We start from the raw sequence: 19,012 nt of genomic DNA on the forward strand, positions 1-19,012 counted from the left end.
CAAAATGAAAAATAAGAATTTTATATATAAAGGACTTGCCGTTGCATTCCTGACAGGTCTGAGTTTTACCAATATGGGTTGTAGTGATTCCTATCTGGATGATGTACAGAATTCAGGATCTTTTAATACTGATTTGTATTTCCAGAATGAGCAGCAGTCTTTCAGTGCTCTGGTTTCAGTATATGATCTTTTGAGAAAATATTCAGGCGGATTCGAGAATTCAGTTACTTTCTTTAATGCAGGGTCTGATGATTTTTATTCAGGAGGAGGAAACTCTAATGATGGAGCAGGAATTCAGGGGTTAAATAACTATATGATTAACCCGAATACAATGCCAGCCAGTTACTGGAGAGACTATTATCAGGGAATTGCACGTGCTAACCTTTTAATAGAAAGAGTTCCGAGTGCTAATATGGGTGATGATATTAAGAAAAGATATATCGCAGAAGCAAAAGTTCTTCGTTCATTATATTATTTCGAATTGTTAAGAATGTTTGGAAATATTCCTTTGATCCTTAAATCCGTAAAGTTTGATGATAATTATTGGAATATTCCACAGGCTAATCCTAATGATGTTTATACTCAGATAGAAAGCGATATCAATGCTGCTATTCCAGATCTGATGATGGTATCAAGTGGGAATGATAAAGGAAGGATCACACAGGGAACAGCAAGAGCTATTTTAGGTAAAATTTATCTTTATGATAAAAAAATGCCTCAAGCAGCAGCACAGTTCGCTGAGGTAAATGGTACTCCTGGAGGAACTAGCCAGTATGGATATAAACTGGTAGCCAATTATGCAGACTTATTTAAAGTAGGTCCTGAATTATCGGATCCTTATAAGTTTTCAACAGAATCTATCCTTGAAGTAATGCATACCAATAAAGGAAACTCCGATTGGGGATTCTGGGGGCAGGGTAAAGATGAAGGGAACTCTATCAACGTAATGGTAGGGCCTCGTTCTTATTCACTAAAAAATATCCCGAATAATGATGCACCTGATATCTATTCAGGCTGGGCATTTAATACCGTAACAGAGAATTTTGTTACTTTCATGCAGGGAGATCCAAGACTGGATGTAACCGTTTTTAATGCAAAAAAACTGGTAGCAGATGGTAAAATTACTTACAGCCCAGCGTTTGCTGATACAGGATATTTCTTAAATAAATACTTACCTACGAATGCTTTAAAAAGTTCACTTCCTGGACCAGCAGAACTGAATTTCCGTCAGAATTATATTGCAATAAGATTAGCAGATACTTACCTGATGGAGGCAGAAGCTTTAGGAGGTGCAGGAGCAAGAGCTCAGGCTTTATTAGATGCGGTAAGATTAAGAGTTGGATTAGCATCGGTTCCGGTTTCTTTACAGGCCATAAAAGATGAGAGAAGAAGAGAGCTTGCAGGAGAAGGGCACAGATGGTTTGACCTCGTAAGATGGGGAGATGCTCCTTCTAAGCTTGCCTTCAAAGGATTTAAAGCCAATAAAAATGAAATTCTTCCAATTCCGTTCAATGAATTGCCGAATACAGTTTTAAAACAAAATCCTGGTTACTAAAATATGAAGTTTCACAACTTATATAGTTTCTTTAGAGGTGCCGCACTACTTAGTGGTGTGGCCCTTTTTTCTTTGTCGTGTACAGTTGTATCCAATAAAGGAAATGAAGTACAGTACTGGCTTACAAAAGGTGATGAAAGTGTAAAGTTACAGCAGCAGACTTCTGTTAAATTTGTAAATACTTCCAACAGTTTTCAGAATATTGAAATTGATGATTCTCAAAAGTTTCAATATGTTGATGGCTTTGGATATACATTAACAGGGGGAAGTGTTGAGGTAATCAACCGATTGTCATCTTCCAAAAGAAAAGCACTGCTTAACGAACTTTTTGGAAATGATAAAAACTCAATTTCCATCAGCTATTTAAGGTTAAGTATAGGAGCTTCCGATCTTGATGGTAAAGTATTTTCATATGATGATCTGCCGGAAGGACAGACTGATCCTTCTCTTTCAAATTTCAGTTTGGAAAAAGATAAAAATCTGATTGCTACGTTAAAAGAGATTTTAGCAATCAATCCTTCTGTTAAAATCATTGCTGCGCCATGGTCACCTCCGGTTTGGATGAAAGACAATGGCCAGTCAAAAGGAGGAAGTTTGAAACCTGAATTCTATGGAACATATGCCCAATATTTTGTAAAATACATCCAGGGCATGAAAAAAGAGGGCATTACCATCGATGCAGTAACCCCTCAGAATGAACCTTTACACCCGGGAAATAATCCGAGTTTGTATATGCCGTCTGAAAAGCAGGGAGATTTTATTAAGAACCATCTCGGACCGGTTTTTAAAGCCAATGGAATTACTACGAAAATTGTTGTCTACGATCACAATTGCAACAAACCTGAATATGCCATTGATATTTTAAAGGACGCCGAGGCGAACAAGTATATAGACGGATCCGCTTTTCATTTGTATGAAGGAGAGATTTCGGCTCTAAGTACTGTGCATAATGCTTTCCCTGATAAAAATCTATACTTTACCGAACAGTGGACCGGATCAAAAGGAACTTTTACCGAAGATCTGAACTGGCACACAAAAAATGTAATTATCGGCTCCATGAGAAACTGGAGTAAAATCGCTTTGGAATGGAATCTTGCTAACGATCCGGAATATGCTCCGCATACACCAGGCGGTTGTACAGAATGTAAAGGAGCAGTTACCGTGTCTGACAGCGAGAATTTCACAAGAAATGTTTCCTATTATATAATTGCTCACGCTTCGAAATTTGTTCCGGCAGGATCACAGCGTATCGCTTCCACACAGACAGATAAACTTTCCACTGCTGCTTTTAAGACTCAATTTGGGAAAATAGTTTTAATTGTGCAGAACGATAACCCTTCAGATGATAATTTTAATATTAAATTTGCCGGGAAAACCGCTGCTGTAACAATTTCAGGACGTTCTACAGCAACCTATATTTTTTAATTTGATACTATGAAAAGAGCTTATTTCTTACTGGCATTTTCCGCATTGGGAATGAATGCATACGGACAGAAAACAATTGATCAGAAAGTAGCAGAATTGCTGTCTAAAATGACCCTTGAGGAAAAAGTAGGGCAAATGGTACAGTACAGTGGGTTTGAATATGCTACAGGACCTCAGAAATCTAATTCGGCAGCCGTTTTGGAAGAAATTAAAAAAGGTAAAGTGGGTTCTATGCTGAATGTGGCAGGATCAGAAGAAACCAGATCATTTCAGAAACTGGCGATGCAGTCTAGGCTTAAAATTCCTTTGCTGTTTGGGCAGGACGTTATCCACGGATACCGTACCACATTTCCTGTAAATCTGGGGCAGGCGGCAAGCTGGGATATGGGAATGATAGAAAAATCGGAAAGAATTGCTGCAACAGAAGCGGCGGCATATGGGATTCACTGGACGTTTGCTCCAATGGTGGATATTGCCAGAGATCCGAGATGGGGAAGAGTAATGGAAGGTTCCGGAGAAGATACTTACCTGGGAACAAAAATAGGATTGGCAAGGATCAAAGGATTTCAGGGCAGAGGTTTGGGAAGTCTTGATGCCGTGATGGCCTGTGCAAAACATTTTGCAGCATACGGTGCAGCGGTAGGTGGAAGAGATTACAATTCTGTAGATATGAGCCTCAGACAGCTGAATGAAACGTACCTTCCTCCGTTTAAAGCTGCTGCTGAAGCAGGAGTAGCTACTTTTATGAACTCTTTCAATGACATCAACGGAATTCCGGCGACAGCCAACAAATATATTCAAAGAGACCTTTTAAAAGGAAAATGGAACTATAAAGGTTTTGTGGTTTCAGACTGGGGAAGCATCGGGGAAATGGTTCCTCACGGTTATGCCAAAGATGCTAATGAAGCGGCTGAAAAAGCAATACAAGGTGGAAGTGATATGGATATGGAAAGCCGTGTCTATATGGCAGAACTTCCAAAACTGGTGAAAGAAGGAAAAGTAGACCCCAAACTGATAGATGATGCAACAGGAAGAATTTTAACCAAAAAATTTGAAATGGGTCTTTTTGATGATCCTTACCGGTTCAGCAATGAAAAGAGACAGAAAGAACAGACCGATAATCAGGAGAACAGAAAATTCGGAAGAGAATTTGGTTCAAAAAGTATTGTTCTTCTTAAAAACCAGGGAAATATTCTTCCCCTTTCAAAAACTACGAAAACAGTTGCTCTGATTGGCCCTTTTGGTAAAGAAACAGTGGCAAATCATGGGTTCTGGTCTATTGCTTTTAAAGATGATAACCAAAGAATCGTTTCACAATTTGACGGAATTAAAAATCAACTGGATAAAAATTCCACTTTACTTTATGCAAAAGGCTGTAATGTCGATGATCAGGACAGAACCCAGTTTGCAGAAGCTGTAGAAACGGCAAAGAAAGCGGATGTAGTGATTATGACATTGGGAGAAGGACATGCGATGAGTGGAGAAGCAAAAAGCAGAAGTAATATTGGGTTTACAGGAGTTCAGGAAGATTTATTGAAAGAAATTGCCAAAACAGGCAAGCCAATCATTCTGATGATTAACGCCGGAAGGCCTTTGATTTTCAACTGGGCAGCAGATCATATTCCGACAATCGTGTACACATGGTGGCTGGGAACTGAAGCCGGAAACTCTATTGCAGACGTTTTATTCGGTACTGTGAATCCTGGTGGGAAACTTCCGATGAGCTTTCCGAGAACTGAAGGGCAGATTCCTGTGTATTACAATCATTATAATACGGGTAGGCCTGCAAAAAATAATACAGACAGAAACTATGTTTCAGCCTATATAGATCTTGATAATGATCCGAAATATCCGTTTGGATATGGCTTAAGCTATGCAGATTTTAAATATTCTGACATGGTTTTAAGTTCTGCAAGCCTTACAGGAAATCAGACTCTGAATATCAGCGTTACCGTTTCCAATACAGGGAAATATGATGGTGAAGAGGTGGTACAGCTTTATATCAGAGATCTTTTCGGTAAAGTGGTAAGACCTGTGAAGGAACTGAAAGGTTTCCAGAAAGTACTTATCAAAAAAGGAGAAAGTAAAAAGGTAGAGTTTAAGCTGACACCGCAAGACCTGAAGTTTTTTGATGACAATCTGAATTTTGACTGGGAAAGTGGAGAATTCGATATTATGATCGGAACCAATTCTCAAAATGTACAGACCAAAAGAATTAACTGGACAAAGTAAAATTCAATAGAAGCGGGCTTTAGCCCGCTTAATAAAGAAGTCAGAAAATAGCTTTAGCTAAAATCTAATAAAAATGAATTTGAAAGTTAAAAATATCATCACAATAGGTGCAGCAGGGACTTCGTTTTTCTTTGCTTTAAACTGTGCCTCGCACAAATCTGATGCTCACAGAACCCTGATCTGGAATGATGAATTCAATGGGAAAGGTCTTCCGGATTCATTAAAATGGAATTATGATGTAGGTGGAGGCGGTTTTGGAAATGAGGAAGCTCAGTTTTATACCAAAAACAGGCTTGAAAATGCCAGAATGGAAAAAGGAAACCTCATCATTGAAGCTAGAAAAGAAAATTGGGAAACCAATAAATATACTTCCGCCAGACTTTTAACCAAAGGGAAATTCGCTTTTCAATATGGAACAGTAGAAGTCCGGGCAAAACTTCCCAAAGGTCGCGGAACATGGCCGGCAATCTGGATGATGAGCGAAAATATGAAGAAGTGGCCTGATGATGGTGAACTGGATATCATGGAACATGTTGGGTATAACCAGGGATTTATACATGCATCTGTTCATACTAAAAAGTACAATCATATCATGGGAACACAGAAAACAGATACTCTGTTTGTAAAAGATGTCAGCGAAAAGTTTCATGTCTATAAAGCAGACTGGACCCCGGAAAAAATTGATGTTTACATAGATGATCAGAAATTTTTCACCTATGAGAATATGGAAAAAAATAATGAGGCATGGCCTTTTGACAGACCTTACTATATCATTTTAAACCTTGCAGTAGGGGGAATGTGGGGAGGTCAGAAGGGAATTGATGACTCTATTTTTCCACAAAAGTATTACATAGACTACGTAAGAGTCTATCAGAATAAATAATGAAAATGAGGACAAAAGGTCCAAAAACAGAAGAAAATCATGAGAAAACTAATTGTAAGTTGTTTTGTAGTAGGCGTTGTCATCAATGTCAATGCACAGAATTATTGGAAAAAGAATGCAGGAAAAACAGCTAAGGTGATCCTTACCAACTCGAAAGCGGATGAGAAGATGGTGGATAAAGGAGCCGTTAAATTTGAACAATTTGGACAACCCAAAGAAACAGAAGCCTGTATTTTTGTGGCCCCAAATTTTAAATACCAGAAACTGATAGGAATTGGTGGTGCTATTACAGATGCGTCAGCAGAAACTTTTTATAAAATGCCAAAGAATAAGCAAAAGGAAATTCTTGACGCTTATTTTGGGAAGAACGGATTGGGATATACTGTTGTTCGTACCAATATGAACTCCTGTGACTTCTCCAGTGATTCTTACACTTATGTAGAGGATAATGACACTTCCCTGAAAACGTTTAACGTTGCTCATGATGAGAAGTATAAAATTCCGATGATAAAAGAAGCTCAGAAAGCGATCGGGAATAATTTTACGTTCTATTTCTCCCCATGGAGTCCTCCAGCCTGGATGAAATCAAATAAAAGTTTGTATAAAGGCGGAAGATTAGAAAATGAATACTACCAAACGTGGGCAGATTATTATATCAAATTTATCAAAGAATACGAAAAAAGAGGAATTAATATCTGGGGACTGACGGTTCAAAACGAGCCGATGGCTACCCAAAGCTGGGAATCATGTATCTATACTGCTGAAGAAGAAGGAGAATTCCTGAAAAAGAATCTTGGGCCAACACTTTGGAAAAACGGATATAAAGATAAAAAAGTAATGATCTGGGATCACAACAGAGACCTTATTTATCAAAGAGCAACCACTACGCTAAGTGATCCGGAAACTTCAAAATATGCTCATGGTATCGGCTATCACTGGTATGAAACATGGAACAATAAAACGCAGCTCTTTGACAATTTAGCAGAAACTCACAGAGCTTTTCCTGATAAATTTCTGGCCTTCACGGAAGGATGTAAAGAACAGTTCAGTATGGATAAGATTTATGATGTAAGTCTGGGAGAATTGTACAGCAAAAATATGCTGAATGATTTCAACAAAGGGAATGCACTATGGACCGACTGGAATATTCTGTTGGATGAAACCGGAGGACCTAATCATAAAGGAAATTTCTGCTTTGCCCCGATTATTGCAGATACCAAAACAGGAGAGGTGTTCTATACCTATGAATACTATTATATAGGACATGTTTCAAAATATATCAAACCAAATGCCCAGAGAATAGGAAGTTCTTCAAACAGGGCTGCGCTGACGTCTTCTGCCTTTATGAACGAAAACGGACAGCTGGTAACTGTAATTATGAATGATTCAGACAATGATATTGAAACCAATCTATGGATTGAAGGAATGGCTGCCAAACTTAATGCTCCTGCACACTCTATACAGACCGTAATTTTATAATATCATATTAATATTATTTTTGACAGACCCGGCGGCCTCGAAGAGGCCGCCGGGTTTATTTTATATTAATTATTCATTCAATTTGATCACTGAAGTTTTCTATTTGAAAAGCCTTTTATAGTTGTTCCAAATGAATGGATGAGGTTTCAGGTAGTAAAAAAAGAAAACCCATGAAACAGATTCATGGGTTTTCTTTTATGGTAAAACGAAACGTTATCAGTTCGTTATTTTTTCGATGAATTATTATTCAGTATCATATTTACTGATTACTCTCTGAGTAACACCTGAGCTGCTGAAACCACCATCATGGAAAAGGTTCTGCATCGTTACTTTTTTCGTAAGATCAGAGAATAAAGTTACACAATAGTCTGCACATTCAAGAGCTGTAGCGTTTCCTAGTGGAGACATATCTTCTGCATATCCAAGGAATCCTCCGAAACCTTTCACACCACTACCGGCAGTAGTCATTGTAGGAGACTGAGAAACTGTATTTACACGTACTTTTCTTTCACCCCAATAGTTTCCGAAAGTTCTTGCAATGCTTTCAAGATAAGCTTTGTTATCAGACATATCATTATAATCCGGGAATGTTCTCTGAGCAGCAATGTATGTAAGCGCTAAAATACTTCCCCATTCATTCATGCAGTCTTTTTCCCAGGCTACACGCATTACCTTATGGAAAGAAACAGCGGAAATATCCCAGCCTTTTTCCAACCAGTCGTAGTTCATTTCTGTATAATGTTTTCCTTTTCTTACGTTGATAGACATTCCGATAGAGTGAAGGATAAAGTCGATTTTTCCAAATTTTGCAACAGCGGCATCAAAAAGTTTTTCAAGATCTTCTATAGAAGTAGCATCTGCTGCTATTACTTCAGAACCTGTTTTTTCTGCTAATCCATTAAGTTCCCCCATCCTCAAAGCAATAGGAGCATTGGATAAGATAAATTCAGCACCTTCCTCATGGCATCTTTCAGCAACTTTCCATGCGATAGATTGTTCATTAAGGGCTCCAAAAATAATTCCCTTTTTGCCTTTAAGTAAACCGTATGACATAATTTTTTAATGTTTATTATAATACAAATGTAGCAATAATTGTGGTTATGGCATAATAAAAAATGGAGCCTTATCAATTTAAGACTCCATTTTATTGAAAATATTTATATGACTGAAATACTAATTGGTTTTCTTATTCCATTCTGCCTTTACATCCTCTGCTGCATCTTTGGTTTTTTCCCATGCCTCATCTGCTTTATCCTTGATATCCTCCCAGGCATCAGATACATTAGCTTTTACCCTGTCAAGCCAGTCTTCCTGGCTGGCCTCCTGATCATTGTTTCTCTTCTCATTGATATAATCTTTGGCCTTGTCTGCCAATTCATTGATTTTCCATTTGGTTTTATCCGTTGCATTCTGTAAAGAGTTTTCTACATTATTTACTGCATTTTCCGCTTTGTTGTACTCTGAATTGTTCATAATATTATAAATTTGGTTAGGTATCAGTAATTAAACAATAACCATTCCTAAAACAGGACACCTCTGTTAAACTTTTCATAATCTTTTGTTATATTTTTCTAAATCAGCAGTATCTTTAGTTGATAAAATTTGATAATTATGGAAACAGTACGATGTGGATGGTGCGAAAAAGATGACCTCTACAGAAAGTATCACGATGAAGAGTGGGGAAGACCCGTGTATGATGATGAAACAATATTTGAATTCCTGATTCTTGAAAGCTTTCAGGCCGGCCTGAGCTGGTACACTATCTTATCTAAAAGAGAAAACTTCAGAAACGCTTTTGATCATTTTGATTATAAAAAAGTAGCCGCCTATTCAGAGAAGAAGATCGAAGAATTAATGAACAACTCCGGAATTATCAGAAACAGACTTAAAATTCTGGCAGCAGTTACTAATGCTCAGCGATTTATGGAAATTCAGAAAGAATTCGGGAGTTTTTCCAGCTATATCTGGAGCTTTACAGGCGGAAACCCCATAGATAACCGTCCTGAAAAATTGTCTGATGTTCCTGCTACAACGGAAATTTCCGATCTTATTTCCAAAGAACTTAAAAAAAGAGGGTTCAAATTCGTGGGTTCTACGGTAATTTATGCCCATATGCAGGCTACCGGAATGGTAAATGACCACATAAAAGACTGCTTTACGAGGAAGCAATAGTTGGGTTTTATTTGAAATTTGGTGATTTTTTATTTATCCCGGACATTTTTATGTGATGATCAACGAGTTTTTAAATAATAGATTTTAATTGACCTTTCGGGACCGAATTTCCTTTCGGACATTTTGCCAGCTATTTCTTATAATCAGGTACAAGGGAAAAAAAGCTAAAGGGAGTGGAGTTATTCCATTGAAACCTTTCTTTATGGTAACATAGATACAGGCTGCTATTAATATTCCCATAATAATACAAAAGGTAGTATGAGCCGCAGAACGTTTTTTTTCTTCTTTTGTAAGTTGCTCAATAGAAAGTTCGGAAAGCTTACTGACGTCAGACTGTTTGGTGTTTTTCATGTTCAATGGTTAGTTTTTACTTTCGCTAAAGTAATAAAATAATCATAGCCTGGAACAAAAATATATTCTGGGTTCTATTAAATGATTCTAGTTTCTCATGTCACTTACAAGAATAAATATTTTAAGCAAAAATATTGTGCACAAAATAAATAAACTATCTTTGTTTATAAAAAAACGATGATCCCTTTATCAGAACATTTATGTTTTAAAACCTATGCCGTTTCCCGGTATATTACAGGCTTATATAAGCCTTATCTGGATGAAATTTCATTAACCTATCCTCAATATCTTGTAATGATTGTTTTGTGGGAACATGGTGAAATGAATATCGGAAAGATTGGCGAACACCTTCATCTGGATAATGGAACATTGACTCCACTCCTGAAACGAATGGAAAAAAATGGACTGATCATCCGAACCCGAAGTTCAGAAGATGAAAGAGTAGTACTGATCAACCTTACAGAGAATGGAACAAAGCTCAAAGAAAAAGCAAAACATATTCCTGAAGCTGTTCAGAGCTGTATACATCTGAGTGATGAAGTGAAAACTCAGCTGATGGGTTCTTTAGATGAAATATTATCAATTCAATCTGTATCCGAAATATGAAGAAAATAGGAATTATTGGCTATGGCTGGCTGGGAGAGAGAATAGCGTCTTCCTTATCCGGAAAATATACCATATCTGCAACGACAACAACTGAAAATAAAGCAGAAGATCTGAATAACAAAGGAATGAATGCTGTCGTGGCATCTTTTCCGGACTATCAGTTGACAGAACCTGTTCCTCAATGGGAGGAAGTTAAAAATATAGATATTTTGATTATTACTATTCCGGTTTCTGAAAAAAGTTGCTGTGTAAGTTCTTTATATAATAGAATCCAAAATTTATCAGCATTTATCGGTGATTTTACAGGGCAGATGTTTCTGATGAGCTCCACAGGAGTTTACCCGGATCTTCCCAAAGAGTTTACAGAAGAGGATGTTCCTTTTGAGAATGTATCAGGAGAAAGAATGTTGAGAAACAAATATCCTCAGCTTAGTATTCTGAGATTAGGAGGTCTGATGGGAGATAACAGACTTCTGAAAAATTATAACGTGGGTAATCTTGATCATGCAGTGAATCATATTCATTATGCTGATATCAGTGCTATTATCACACAAATGATTGAAAATAAAGCAGAAGCTAAACTTTATAATGTTACGGCCCCGGTTCATCCGGCAAAAAGTCAGGTGATTAATGTACAGAAAAATATACCTGATGAGGAAGGTTTTGAAATAAAAGGTAAGAAGGTTTTATCTTCAAAACTGATTTCAGAACTGGATTATGTTTTTCAGTATCCTGATCCAAGGACTTTCCATTTGTAATCATTGTATCGATTCCTATCCGTTTTTACCTACGAAACTTCTTTTGACCTCTTTGTCATTCCGTAGGAATCTCGACTTTATTTTTAAAGCTTTGTATTTAGATTCCTGCGGAATGACAAGGTTAGTGGTGAGTTTTATTCATCATGAAAGGAACAAAAATCAACATTACAAATTCAATAGGAACGGGCTTTAGCCCGTTTTTAAAATAAACAAATACCATTGGCTTTAGCCAAAACCTATAAAAAAACTCCGTAAATAGTTTCCGGAGTTTTTTTATGTAAAATAAAAGTAATTACTTAATAATTCTTTCCAATACCCAATCAATAAGGTTTTTCTCTGAAGCATGGTGGTCTGCAGAGAACTCCCCGCGTCTTCTGTTGGCAATAACGTTATTTACGGTAATGGCTTTGTGTCCTAATAGTTTTGAAAGCGCATAGATTGCAGACGTTTCCATCTCGAAATTGGTAATTCCAAGATCGTTCAATGTTTCTAGGAATTGATCATCTACTGCTTTCAGACGAAGCTGTCTTCCCTGTGGCGCATAGAATCCTGGGAAGGTTGCCGTATTTCCGTGGTATTTGGCATCTTTGTAGTAGTCACCCATTTCTTCAGCCCAGTCTGAGAAGTAAAGCATCGGCTTAATTTTTTCGTAAGGGAATTTTTCTAAGAAGTTTTTGGAAAACTCATTTTCAAAGCTATAATCCTGATAGAAATGCATCAGTCCGTCTAATCCTACTACATTTTGGGTAACCAGCATATTGTCAACCTGTACATCAGGGTTTACACTTCCACAAGTTCCCATACGGAATAGTTCAAGAGCTTTATGCTCAGTCTTAAATTCTTTATTTTTAAGATCGATATTCACCAAAGCATCCAGTTCGTTCATTACGATATCGATGTTTTCAGTTCCGATACCGGTAGACATTACAGTAATTCTTTCTCCACGAAGCGTTCCTGTATGCGTATAGAATTCTCTTTTATTTTTTTTGATCTCTACAGTATCAAAATATTTTGAAACTTTTGCCACTCTGTCAGGGTCACCCACAAGGATGATTTTGTCAGCAATATCTTCAGGTAAAAGATTCAGGTGGTATACACTTCCGTCTTCATTCAGAACAAGTTCTGAGGCAGCAAGTTTGTTTAGCATAATATGTATAATTTTGTTTTTTTAATTAATGATAATCGCATCTTTATAAGGAGATGCCATCACTTCATAGATGTCATTATATTCTTCTACAATTCTTTTCTGGCCGTTCATCACTTCGTATACCGTAACAACAGTTTTTTCAATGTTTTTGGGATCTTTTCGCTGTGATGTGATTTCGTAGAAATGATTATCTTTTGTAAGAATGGAAATCAGTTCTTCCTTTGTAGAATTGTTGGAAGTCATCATTCCCGGGAATTCTGTTACGATATCTTTAAGATCAGAATAATTTTTATAAGGCTTGGTAACACCGTTGGAATACACATACACATTGGGAATGTTTTTATCCTTTTCAAGGCGGACCAGATAATAATCAGAACCTCTTTTCTCTGCGTAGACAGCCATTTCCTGCGGCTTTCCGGATTGTTTTTCAGGCTGCTTTTTTTTCTGTGAAAATGCAGTCAGAGAAAGGAAACTTGCTGCAACAGCAAACCATAGTTTTGTTTTCATAATACTATTTTAGTTTTTTTGATGTGTTGAATTCAATTAAAAAAATCCTCGCCCAATAATCTCCCGCCATTATTTTTACCGGTATTTCGAATAACCGTTTTCTTTAGAATAATGAATTTGATTTCGGGGTTTAAAATTAGTGAAAAATATGATATCAGAAATATAAACATTATTTAATCTGTTATTAAAACTGAGATAACATCAGAGTAATACTTTTGCCGCTAAAAATTCATGAGATCTTATCCACTGCTTGTAATCGTCCTTTTGATAGGATTTGCAGTAATGTCTTTTAATCCTGTTTATAAAGGAAAAGAAAGCGAAAATACATTTGTCAATAAAGGGTTGTCCGAGTTCAAAACCAAGCTTGAACAGCTGAAATCAGATGTTGATAAATTTTCAGAAGACCGTATTTCCCTTGAAGAACTGCAGAAATCACTGAGCAGTACCAGAAATTCATTCAAAGAAATAGAATTTTATGTGGCTTATCATTATCCTGAATTTACCAAAACCCATCTGAATGCGGCCCCTTTGTTTCATATTGAAGCTGCAGGAACATCCGCATATACACTTCCTCCGGAAGGATTACAGGTGTTGGATGAATTGATATTTTCAGAGGAAGCAGGAAATGAAAAAGAAAAGATCAAAACAATTACTACCTTTTTATACAACAGCTATTCCGGATTTTATCTAAGTGCTTTAAAAAATGGTTTAAGCAAAGGCAATAACAAGACATTGCCCTTACGAATTGAGCTGATTAGAATCTATTCTCTCGGAGTGACAGGTTTTGATACTCCGGGTTCTTTAAATATTTCCGGGGAAGCAAGCCATGCTTTTTCAGGAATGCAGAAATACATTAATGATGATCCTTATTTTAAAAATTATAATACTCAGAAAGCTAATCAGATTTTAACGGAAGCCATCAGCTACCTTTCAAAAAATACTGATTTTGAAAATTTTGACAGGATTGAATTTTATAAAAAATACATACAGCCTTTATATGAAGAGCTTGGAAAATGGGACGGAAGACCTGATGATCTTAAAGAATTTTCCGGCTGGAATGTAGGAAACAAGAACTTTTTCAGCAGTGATTTTTTAGATCCGTATTTTTATACCTTATTGAAATCCTCAGAAGATAATCCTGAACTCCGCAATCTTGGAAAATCAATTTTCTATGATCAGAATTTAAGTGGCAGCGAGAAAATGAGCTGTGCCACATGCCATCTTCAGGAAAATGCTTTTACAGACCTTAAAGCAAAATCACAAAGCAATGTGAAAGGAAAAACAGTACTGAGAAATTCCCCGTCTTTATATAATGCTGTTTTTGCCAAGAGGTTTTTCTATGACCTTCGTGCTTTTTATCTGGAACAGCAGGCGGAACACGTAATTTATAATGACCAGGAATTCAATACAAGTTATGAAAGCATTATTCAGAAATTAAAAACAAAACCTGAATATAAAAAGGCTTTCCGTGCAGCTTTCAAAGATGGAAAGATCAGTAAAGAGAACTTTTCGAAGGCATTAAGCTCTTATGTAGCTTCATTGTACTCATTTGACAGCGATTTTGATCGTTTTATGAGAAATGAAAAGAATGTTTCTGATGATGTGAAAAAAGGATTCAATCTCTTTATGGGAAAAGCCAATTGTGCAACATGCCATTTTGCCCCTCATTTTTCAGGATTGGTACCGCCGTTTTTTAATGAAAATGAATCTGAGGTTCTGGGAATTACTACGAAGCCCATTAAACAGCTTCCTGTAGAGCTTGATCAGGATTTAGGAAGAGGAAACAGCCCTGTGAAAAAGGAAAAATCATGGATTTATGATTATTCATTCAAAACAGTCACGGTCAGAAATATTGCCCTTACCAAACCTTATTTCCATAACGGAGCTTTCAATACGCTAGAAGAAGTTCTTGACTTTTATAATGAAGGAGGCGGAGAAGGATTAGGATTAAAAATGAAAAACCAAACTCTTGCACCGGATAAATTAAACCTTACTGAAACAGAAATAAAGCAGATCATAGCCTTTCTGAATGCCCTTACAGATGTGAGTAAAGCGAAATAGGTGAGGTGAGGGATTCGAGTTTGTGAGATTTCGGGATGCAGGTGCGAATACATACATCATAACTCGAATCACGTACCTCGAATCTCAAAACCCCGCATCTCGTAACCCGTACTATTTAACAAAAAATTAATCCCATTAACATTAGGTTTTTGATAAGTTAATATTTGTCGATTTATATTTAAAATCCTATTAACAGAAGGAAAGCTCTAAAAAAATAGTTTTGCAGTGTCTAATAAATCAAATAAAAAATGAAGAAAAAACTACTAACAATGGGAGCGTTGGCTATACTGGCAAGTTCAGGTATTCAGGCGCAGACTCTGATATTCAATAAGAATGCGTCTTGGAGCTACAAAGATAACAACCAGGCACAGCCTGCCGGATGGAATGCCCAGGCCTTCGATATTTCAACATGGGCGGTAGGAAACGGTCCGTTAGGATATGGAGATCCGGTAACCACAACAATCAATTCAGGGCTTACTACAGCTTATTTTGCTAAAGATTTCACAGTAGATCTTTCAACGCTTTCCGATACTATGGAGTTGGGAGTAATGAGAGATGACGGTATTATAGTATACCTTAACGGAGAGGAAGTCGTAAGAGACAATATGCCTGCAGGTGCTGTTACATTCAATACTTTTTCCAGTACAACTATTGATGGAGCGGCAGAAAGTGTTTATAATATTTTCTCTATTCCAAAATCAAAATTTGTAAACGGTGTCAACAGATTTTCTATAGAATTGCACAACAGAAGCACAACCAGTTCAGATTTAAGAATTGATGCTTACCTGAAAACAACAGCCAATACAACGATCCCTGTAACTTGCAACGGAACACACATCAGCTGCTTTACTTCAATTGTGCCTACAGCACAGACTGATAAATTAATTATCCCTGCTGAACACAAATACCAGCTTATTTTAAAAGAAGGAGACAGTTATACAGAAGGAGGAGGATTAGTTGGAGGTCAGAATGACTTTACAGCTTATGTTCCAAAAACAGGAAGCAGTACCAATGGATATCTTTCTGTAAACCATGAAACGAATCCTGGAGGAGTTACCATGGCAGAAATCAATTATAATGCGACTTCAAAGCTTTGGCAGTTAACAAAATCAAGAGCGGTAAGTTTCTCAGACCCAAGTTTGGTACAAACCATCAGAAACTGTTCAGGAGGAATTACACCTTGGGGAACAGTGGTGACCGCTGAAGAATCTGTGACTTCCAATGATGTGAACAATGATGGATATAAAGATTATGGTTGGTTGGTAGAGATTGATCCTGCAACAGCTCAGGTAATTTCTAAAAATACCGACGGATCCAAAGGGAAACTTTGGCAGATGGGAATCATGAACCACGAAAATGTAGTGGTGAATAACGCAGGAACAACTGCTTATTATGGGGAAGACGGTGGAACACACATGGTATATAAATATGTAATGGATACTCCAAACAACCTTTCTTCAGGAAACCTGTATGTTTTAAAATTAGATCAGGGATTATCAACTGCGGGAGATCCGGTAGGAACTACAGCAACATGGATTCAGGTTCCTAATAAAACCAAAGCAGACCAGAATAATACAGCAACACTTGCACAATCATTGGGCGGAACAAAGTTTAATGGAGTAGAAGATGTTGACATCAGCCCACTGGATGGAAGAATCTATTTTACAGCAAAAGGATTAGACAGAGTATACCGTTTACAGGATAACGGAACAACAGCTTCACAAGTAGAAACATTTGTAGGAGGAGGTTCTTCAGTATATTCTTTCAATACCGCTCAGGGAATGAAATCTGAAGCTTGGGGAGACGGAAATGACAACCTTACTTTTGATGAGCTTGGAAACCTTTGGGTACTTCAGGATGGAGGTAAAAACTATATCTGGGTAATTGCTCCGGATCATACACAGGCCAACCCTAAAGTAAAACTATTTGCTTCTATGCCAGCTGGGTCAGAACCTACAGGATTGACATTTACGCCTGATCATAAATTTGGTTTCTTCTCTATTCAGCACCCGGATTCAACAATCTCTACAGATGTGGATGCTACAGGGAATACAATCAATTATAAAGGAAAATCAGCTACCATCGTCATTGCACTTAAAAACAACTTGGGAACTGAAGGAACTTTAGGGACTATCGACAGCAAAACTGCAGAAAATACAGTAACAGTAGCACCAAACCCAACTTCCGGAATCGTAAAAATCAATTCAGTAAAAGGATTGAAAGATATTTCAGTGACAGCTTACAGCATGGACGGAAAAATCGTTTATACGAAGAAGTTCAACGGTACAAACAAAGTATTGGACCTGGATTTCACACAACAGTTGGAAGGATCCCGTATTTTAGTTTTAAATATTGAAGCTGAAGGAGGTTTCCAGAAAACAGTTAAACTTTTAAAGAAATAAATTATTTATAATTCTTGTCTGTCAGTGACTTCTGTTGCTGGCAGACTTTTTTATGTTTATGAAAAAGCTTTTCTTACTTATTTCCATACTATCACTTTCTCAGATCAAAGCACAGATTGATCCGGTGAAATATCCTACTTTTACCAATATTGAAGATGCTTTAAGCAGTAAAAAAGCAGTATACAGTATGAGTTTCAGAGAAAAGGGATTGTTTAATCTTCCCCCTCAGATCGTGAAACTGGATTCATTATTTTTTCTGAATATCATGGCTAATAAGCTTGAAAAAATGGATCAGGAACTCTTTGAATTGAAAGAACTGGAAATTTTAAATGTGAATGAAAACAGCATTAAATATATTCCGGATGAGGTAAGTAAGCTTAAGAAACTGACCACTTTTTCAATGAATCTGAATAGTCTGACAAGCATTAATCCCAATATTGCAAAGCTTCAGAACTTAAAAGTAGTACATTTTGATGCCAACAACCTGAATACCTTCCCCGAAGCACTTATGGAAATTGCAGCGTTGGAAGAAATTAACCTTCAGGGAAACCAGATCAGTTTTATTGCAGACAGACTGGATCAGATCAGAAACCTGAAATTTCTGAACCTTTCTGATAATCAGATCAATGACCTTGGAAATTTGTCTTTTCCTAAAAACTTAAAATATCTTGAACTGCAGCAGAATGCCATCAACAAGCTTCCGGAAAACCTTTTCAAAGCTCAGCATCTTGAATTTCTGAATGTAAGTGGAAACAATATTTCGGAAATCTCACCCAAAATAAAAGGACTGAAAAGTGTAGTCAGCATGAATCTGGCCAACAATAATCTGAAAGATATTCCTGTAGAAATCAAACAGCTGAAAAATCTGAAAACTTTGATTCTTACAGGAAATCCTATAGAAAAATCTACAATTGAAAATTTAAAAACCTTACTGCCGGATACGCAGATCTATTTCTAGATCTATCCGCCAACACGTTTGGTTTTATATCCCATTTCTTTAAGGATATTCATGATTTTATCACGGTTGTCCCCTTGAATGATAATCGTTCCATCCTTCTCAGAACCGCCTATACCTAAGGTGGTTTTTATTTTCTTTGAAATTTTTTTCAGGTCTTCCTCACTGCCTTCCCAGCCTTCAACAACGGTGACAGGCTTACCATTTCTTCCTTTTTTCTCAAATTTGCATACCAAAGGCTCTTTCTGCTTGAATTGTTCTTCAGGCATCTCAAAATCCTGCTCTTCATGCTCAGGAAAAAGATTCTTCAATTGATCTCGTAAATCCATACCGCAAAATTAAAAAGATTTACTGATTAATGAACTGAAATAATCAATGAAATTTCAATTTTTCAATCGTGTCAAGGTTTTAAACCTTGACACGGTTGAGTGTTTACAAATTATCCCGGTTTTTACCTTATAACTTTAAATGGAACTGGT

General features: G+C 36.9%; 17 protein-coding genes. 11 read left to right on the top strand and 6 right to left on the bottom strand.

Translation table 11 applies throughout. The features are described from left to right. Positions 1 to 4: 4 nt before the first annotated feature. The 5 genes from ACTJIP_RS10145 (at position 5) to ACTJIP_RS10165 (ending at position 7,574) form a co-directional block, all read left to right on the top strand. A complete protein-coding gene (locus ACTJIP_RS10145; protein WP_219072569.1) occupies positions 5 to 1,555 on the top strand; it encodes a RagB/SusD family nutrient uptake outer membrane protein in 1,551 nt (516 codons plus the stop codon). 3 nt (positions 1,556 to 1,558) lie between these two features. Continuing rightward, on the top strand, positions 1,559 to 2,980 hold the full coding sequence (locus ACTJIP_RS10150; protein ID WP_440704517.1) for a glycoside hydrolase family 30 protein: 1,422 nt from the start codon (positions 1,559 to 1,561) through the stop codon (positions 2,978 to 2,980). Positions 2,981 to 2,989: 9 nt separating this feature from the next. Beyond that, positions 2,990 to 5,212 carry a glycoside hydrolase family 3 N-terminal domain-containing protein gene (locus tag ACTJIP_RS10155; protein ID WP_440704518.1) on the top strand — a complete coding sequence of 741 codons (2,223 nt, stop codon included), beginning with the start codon at positions 2,990 to 2,992 and terminating at the stop codon, positions 5,210 to 5,212. Between the two features lie 73 nt (positions 5,213 to 5,285). Continuing rightward, a complete protein-coding gene (locus ACTJIP_RS10160) occupies positions 5,286 to 6,095 on the top strand; it encodes a glycoside hydrolase family 16 protein (protein ID WP_440704519.1) in 810 nt (269 codons plus the stop codon). A gap of 39 nt (positions 6,096 to 6,134) precedes the next feature. Continuing rightward, positions 6,135 to 7,574 carry a glycoside hydrolase family 30 protein gene (locus tag ACTJIP_RS10165; RefSeq protein ID WP_077414450.1) on the top strand — a complete coding sequence of 480 codons (1,440 nt, stop codon included), beginning with the start codon at positions 6,135 to 6,137 and terminating at the stop codon, positions 7,572 to 7,574. 243 nt (positions 7,575 to 7,817) lie between these two features. On the opposite strand, the gene ACTJIP_RS10170 is transcribed toward ACTJIP_RS10165, so the two are convergent. Beyond that, positions 7,818 to 8,627 (bottom strand): enoyl-ACP reductase FabI, encoded by an 810-nt coding sequence (locus tag ACTJIP_RS10170; protein WP_077414448.1) that lies wholly within the window; start codon positions 8,625 to 8,627, stop codon positions 7,818 to 7,820. A 120-nt stretch (positions 8,628 to 8,747) separates the two neighbouring features. After that, a complete protein-coding gene (locus tag ACTJIP_RS10175) occupies positions 8,748 to 9,047 on the bottom strand; it encodes a hypothetical protein (RefSeq protein WP_077414446.1) in 300 nt (99 codons plus the stop codon). 138 nt (positions 9,048 to 9,185) lie between these two features. Between ACTJIP_RS10175 and ACTJIP_RS10180 the strand changes: the two genes are divergently transcribed. Continuing rightward, positions 9,186 to 9,746, top strand: coding sequence for a DNA-3-methyladenine glycosylase I (locus ACTJIP_RS10180; RefSeq protein ID WP_077414444.1), 561 nt, complete (start codon positions 9,186 to 9,188; stop codon positions 9,744 to 9,746). An 84-nt stretch (positions 9,747 to 9,830) separates the two neighbouring features. On the opposite strand, the gene ACTJIP_RS10185 is transcribed toward ACTJIP_RS10180, so the two are convergent. Next, on the bottom strand, positions 9,831 to 10,097 hold the full coding sequence (locus ACTJIP_RS10185; RefSeq protein ID WP_077414442.1) for a hypothetical protein: 267 nt from the start codon (positions 10,095 to 10,097) through the stop codon (positions 9,831 to 9,833). A 177-nt stretch (positions 10,098 to 10,274) separates the two neighbouring features. On the opposite strand from ACTJIP_RS10185, the gene ACTJIP_RS10190 reads away from it, so the two are divergent. Together ACTJIP_RS10190 and ACTJIP_RS10195 are read left to right on the top strand one after the other, a co-directional pair. Beyond that, complete coding sequence (locus ACTJIP_RS10190; RefSeq protein ID WP_077414440.1) at positions 10,275 to 10,703, top strand: MarR family winged helix-turn-helix transcriptional regulator; 429 nt, start codon at positions 10,275 to 10,277, stop codon at positions 10,701 to 10,703. Then, positions 10,700 to 11,461, top strand: coding sequence for an NAD-binding protein (locus tag ACTJIP_RS10195; protein WP_077414438.1), 762 nt, complete (start codon positions 10,700 to 10,702; stop codon positions 11,459 to 11,461). The genes ACTJIP_RS10190 and ACTJIP_RS10195 overlap by 4 nt, the downstream gene beginning before the upstream one ends. 292 nt (positions 11,462 to 11,753) lie before the next feature. Here ACTJIP_RS10195 and ACTJIP_RS10200 read toward each other — a convergent pair whose 3' ends face one another. Beyond that, positions 11,754 to 12,608, bottom strand: a complete 855-nt coding sequence (locus ACTJIP_RS10200) for a nucleoside phosphorylase (protein WP_077414436.1) — start codon at positions 12,606 to 12,608, stop codon at positions 11,754 to 11,756. Positions 12,609 to 12,629: 21 nt separating this feature from the next. Further along, positions 12,630 to 13,115: a hypothetical protein gene (locus tag ACTJIP_RS10205; RefSeq protein WP_077414434.1), complete on the bottom strand. Its 486-nt coding sequence runs from the start codon at positions 13,113 to 13,115 to the stop codon at positions 12,630 to 12,632. Positions 13,116 to 13,346: 231 nt separating this feature from the next. On the opposite strand from ACTJIP_RS10205, the gene ACTJIP_RS10210 reads away from it, so the two are divergent. From ACTJIP_RS10210 to ACTJIP_RS10220, 3 genes are all read left to right on the top strand, one after another. Then, a complete protein-coding gene (locus tag ACTJIP_RS10210) occupies positions 13,347 to 15,176 on the top strand; it encodes a cytochrome-c peroxidase (protein ID WP_440704520.1) in 1,830 nt (609 codons plus the stop codon). 248 nt (positions 15,177 to 15,424) lie between these two features. Continuing rightward, positions 15,425 to 17,578, top strand: a complete 2,154-nt coding sequence (locus tag ACTJIP_RS10215) for an alkaline phosphatase PhoX (protein WP_077414430.1) — start codon at positions 15,425 to 15,427, stop codon at positions 17,576 to 17,578. A 58-nt stretch (positions 17,579 to 17,636) separates the two neighbouring features. Then, positions 17,637 to 18,536 (top strand): leucine-rich repeat domain-containing protein, encoded by a 900-nt coding sequence (locus tag ACTJIP_RS10220; protein ID WP_440704521.1) that lies wholly within the window; start codon positions 17,637 to 17,639, stop codon positions 18,534 to 18,536. A 2-nt stretch (positions 18,537 to 18,538) separates the two neighbouring features. Here the strand turns inward: ACTJIP_RS10220 and ACTJIP_RS10225 are convergent, their stop codons facing one another. After that, complete coding sequence (locus tag ACTJIP_RS10225) at positions 18,539 to 18,862, bottom strand: translation initiation factor (protein WP_047384528.1); 324 nt, start codon at positions 18,860 to 18,862, stop codon at positions 18,539 to 18,541. Positions 18,863 to 19,012 lie beyond the last annotated feature (150 nt).

The organism is Chryseobacterium sp. 22543 (assembly GCF_052044565.1).
Taxonomy (GTDB): domain Bacteria; phylum Bacteroidota; class Bacteroidia; order Flavobacteriales; family Weeksellaceae; genus Chryseobacterium.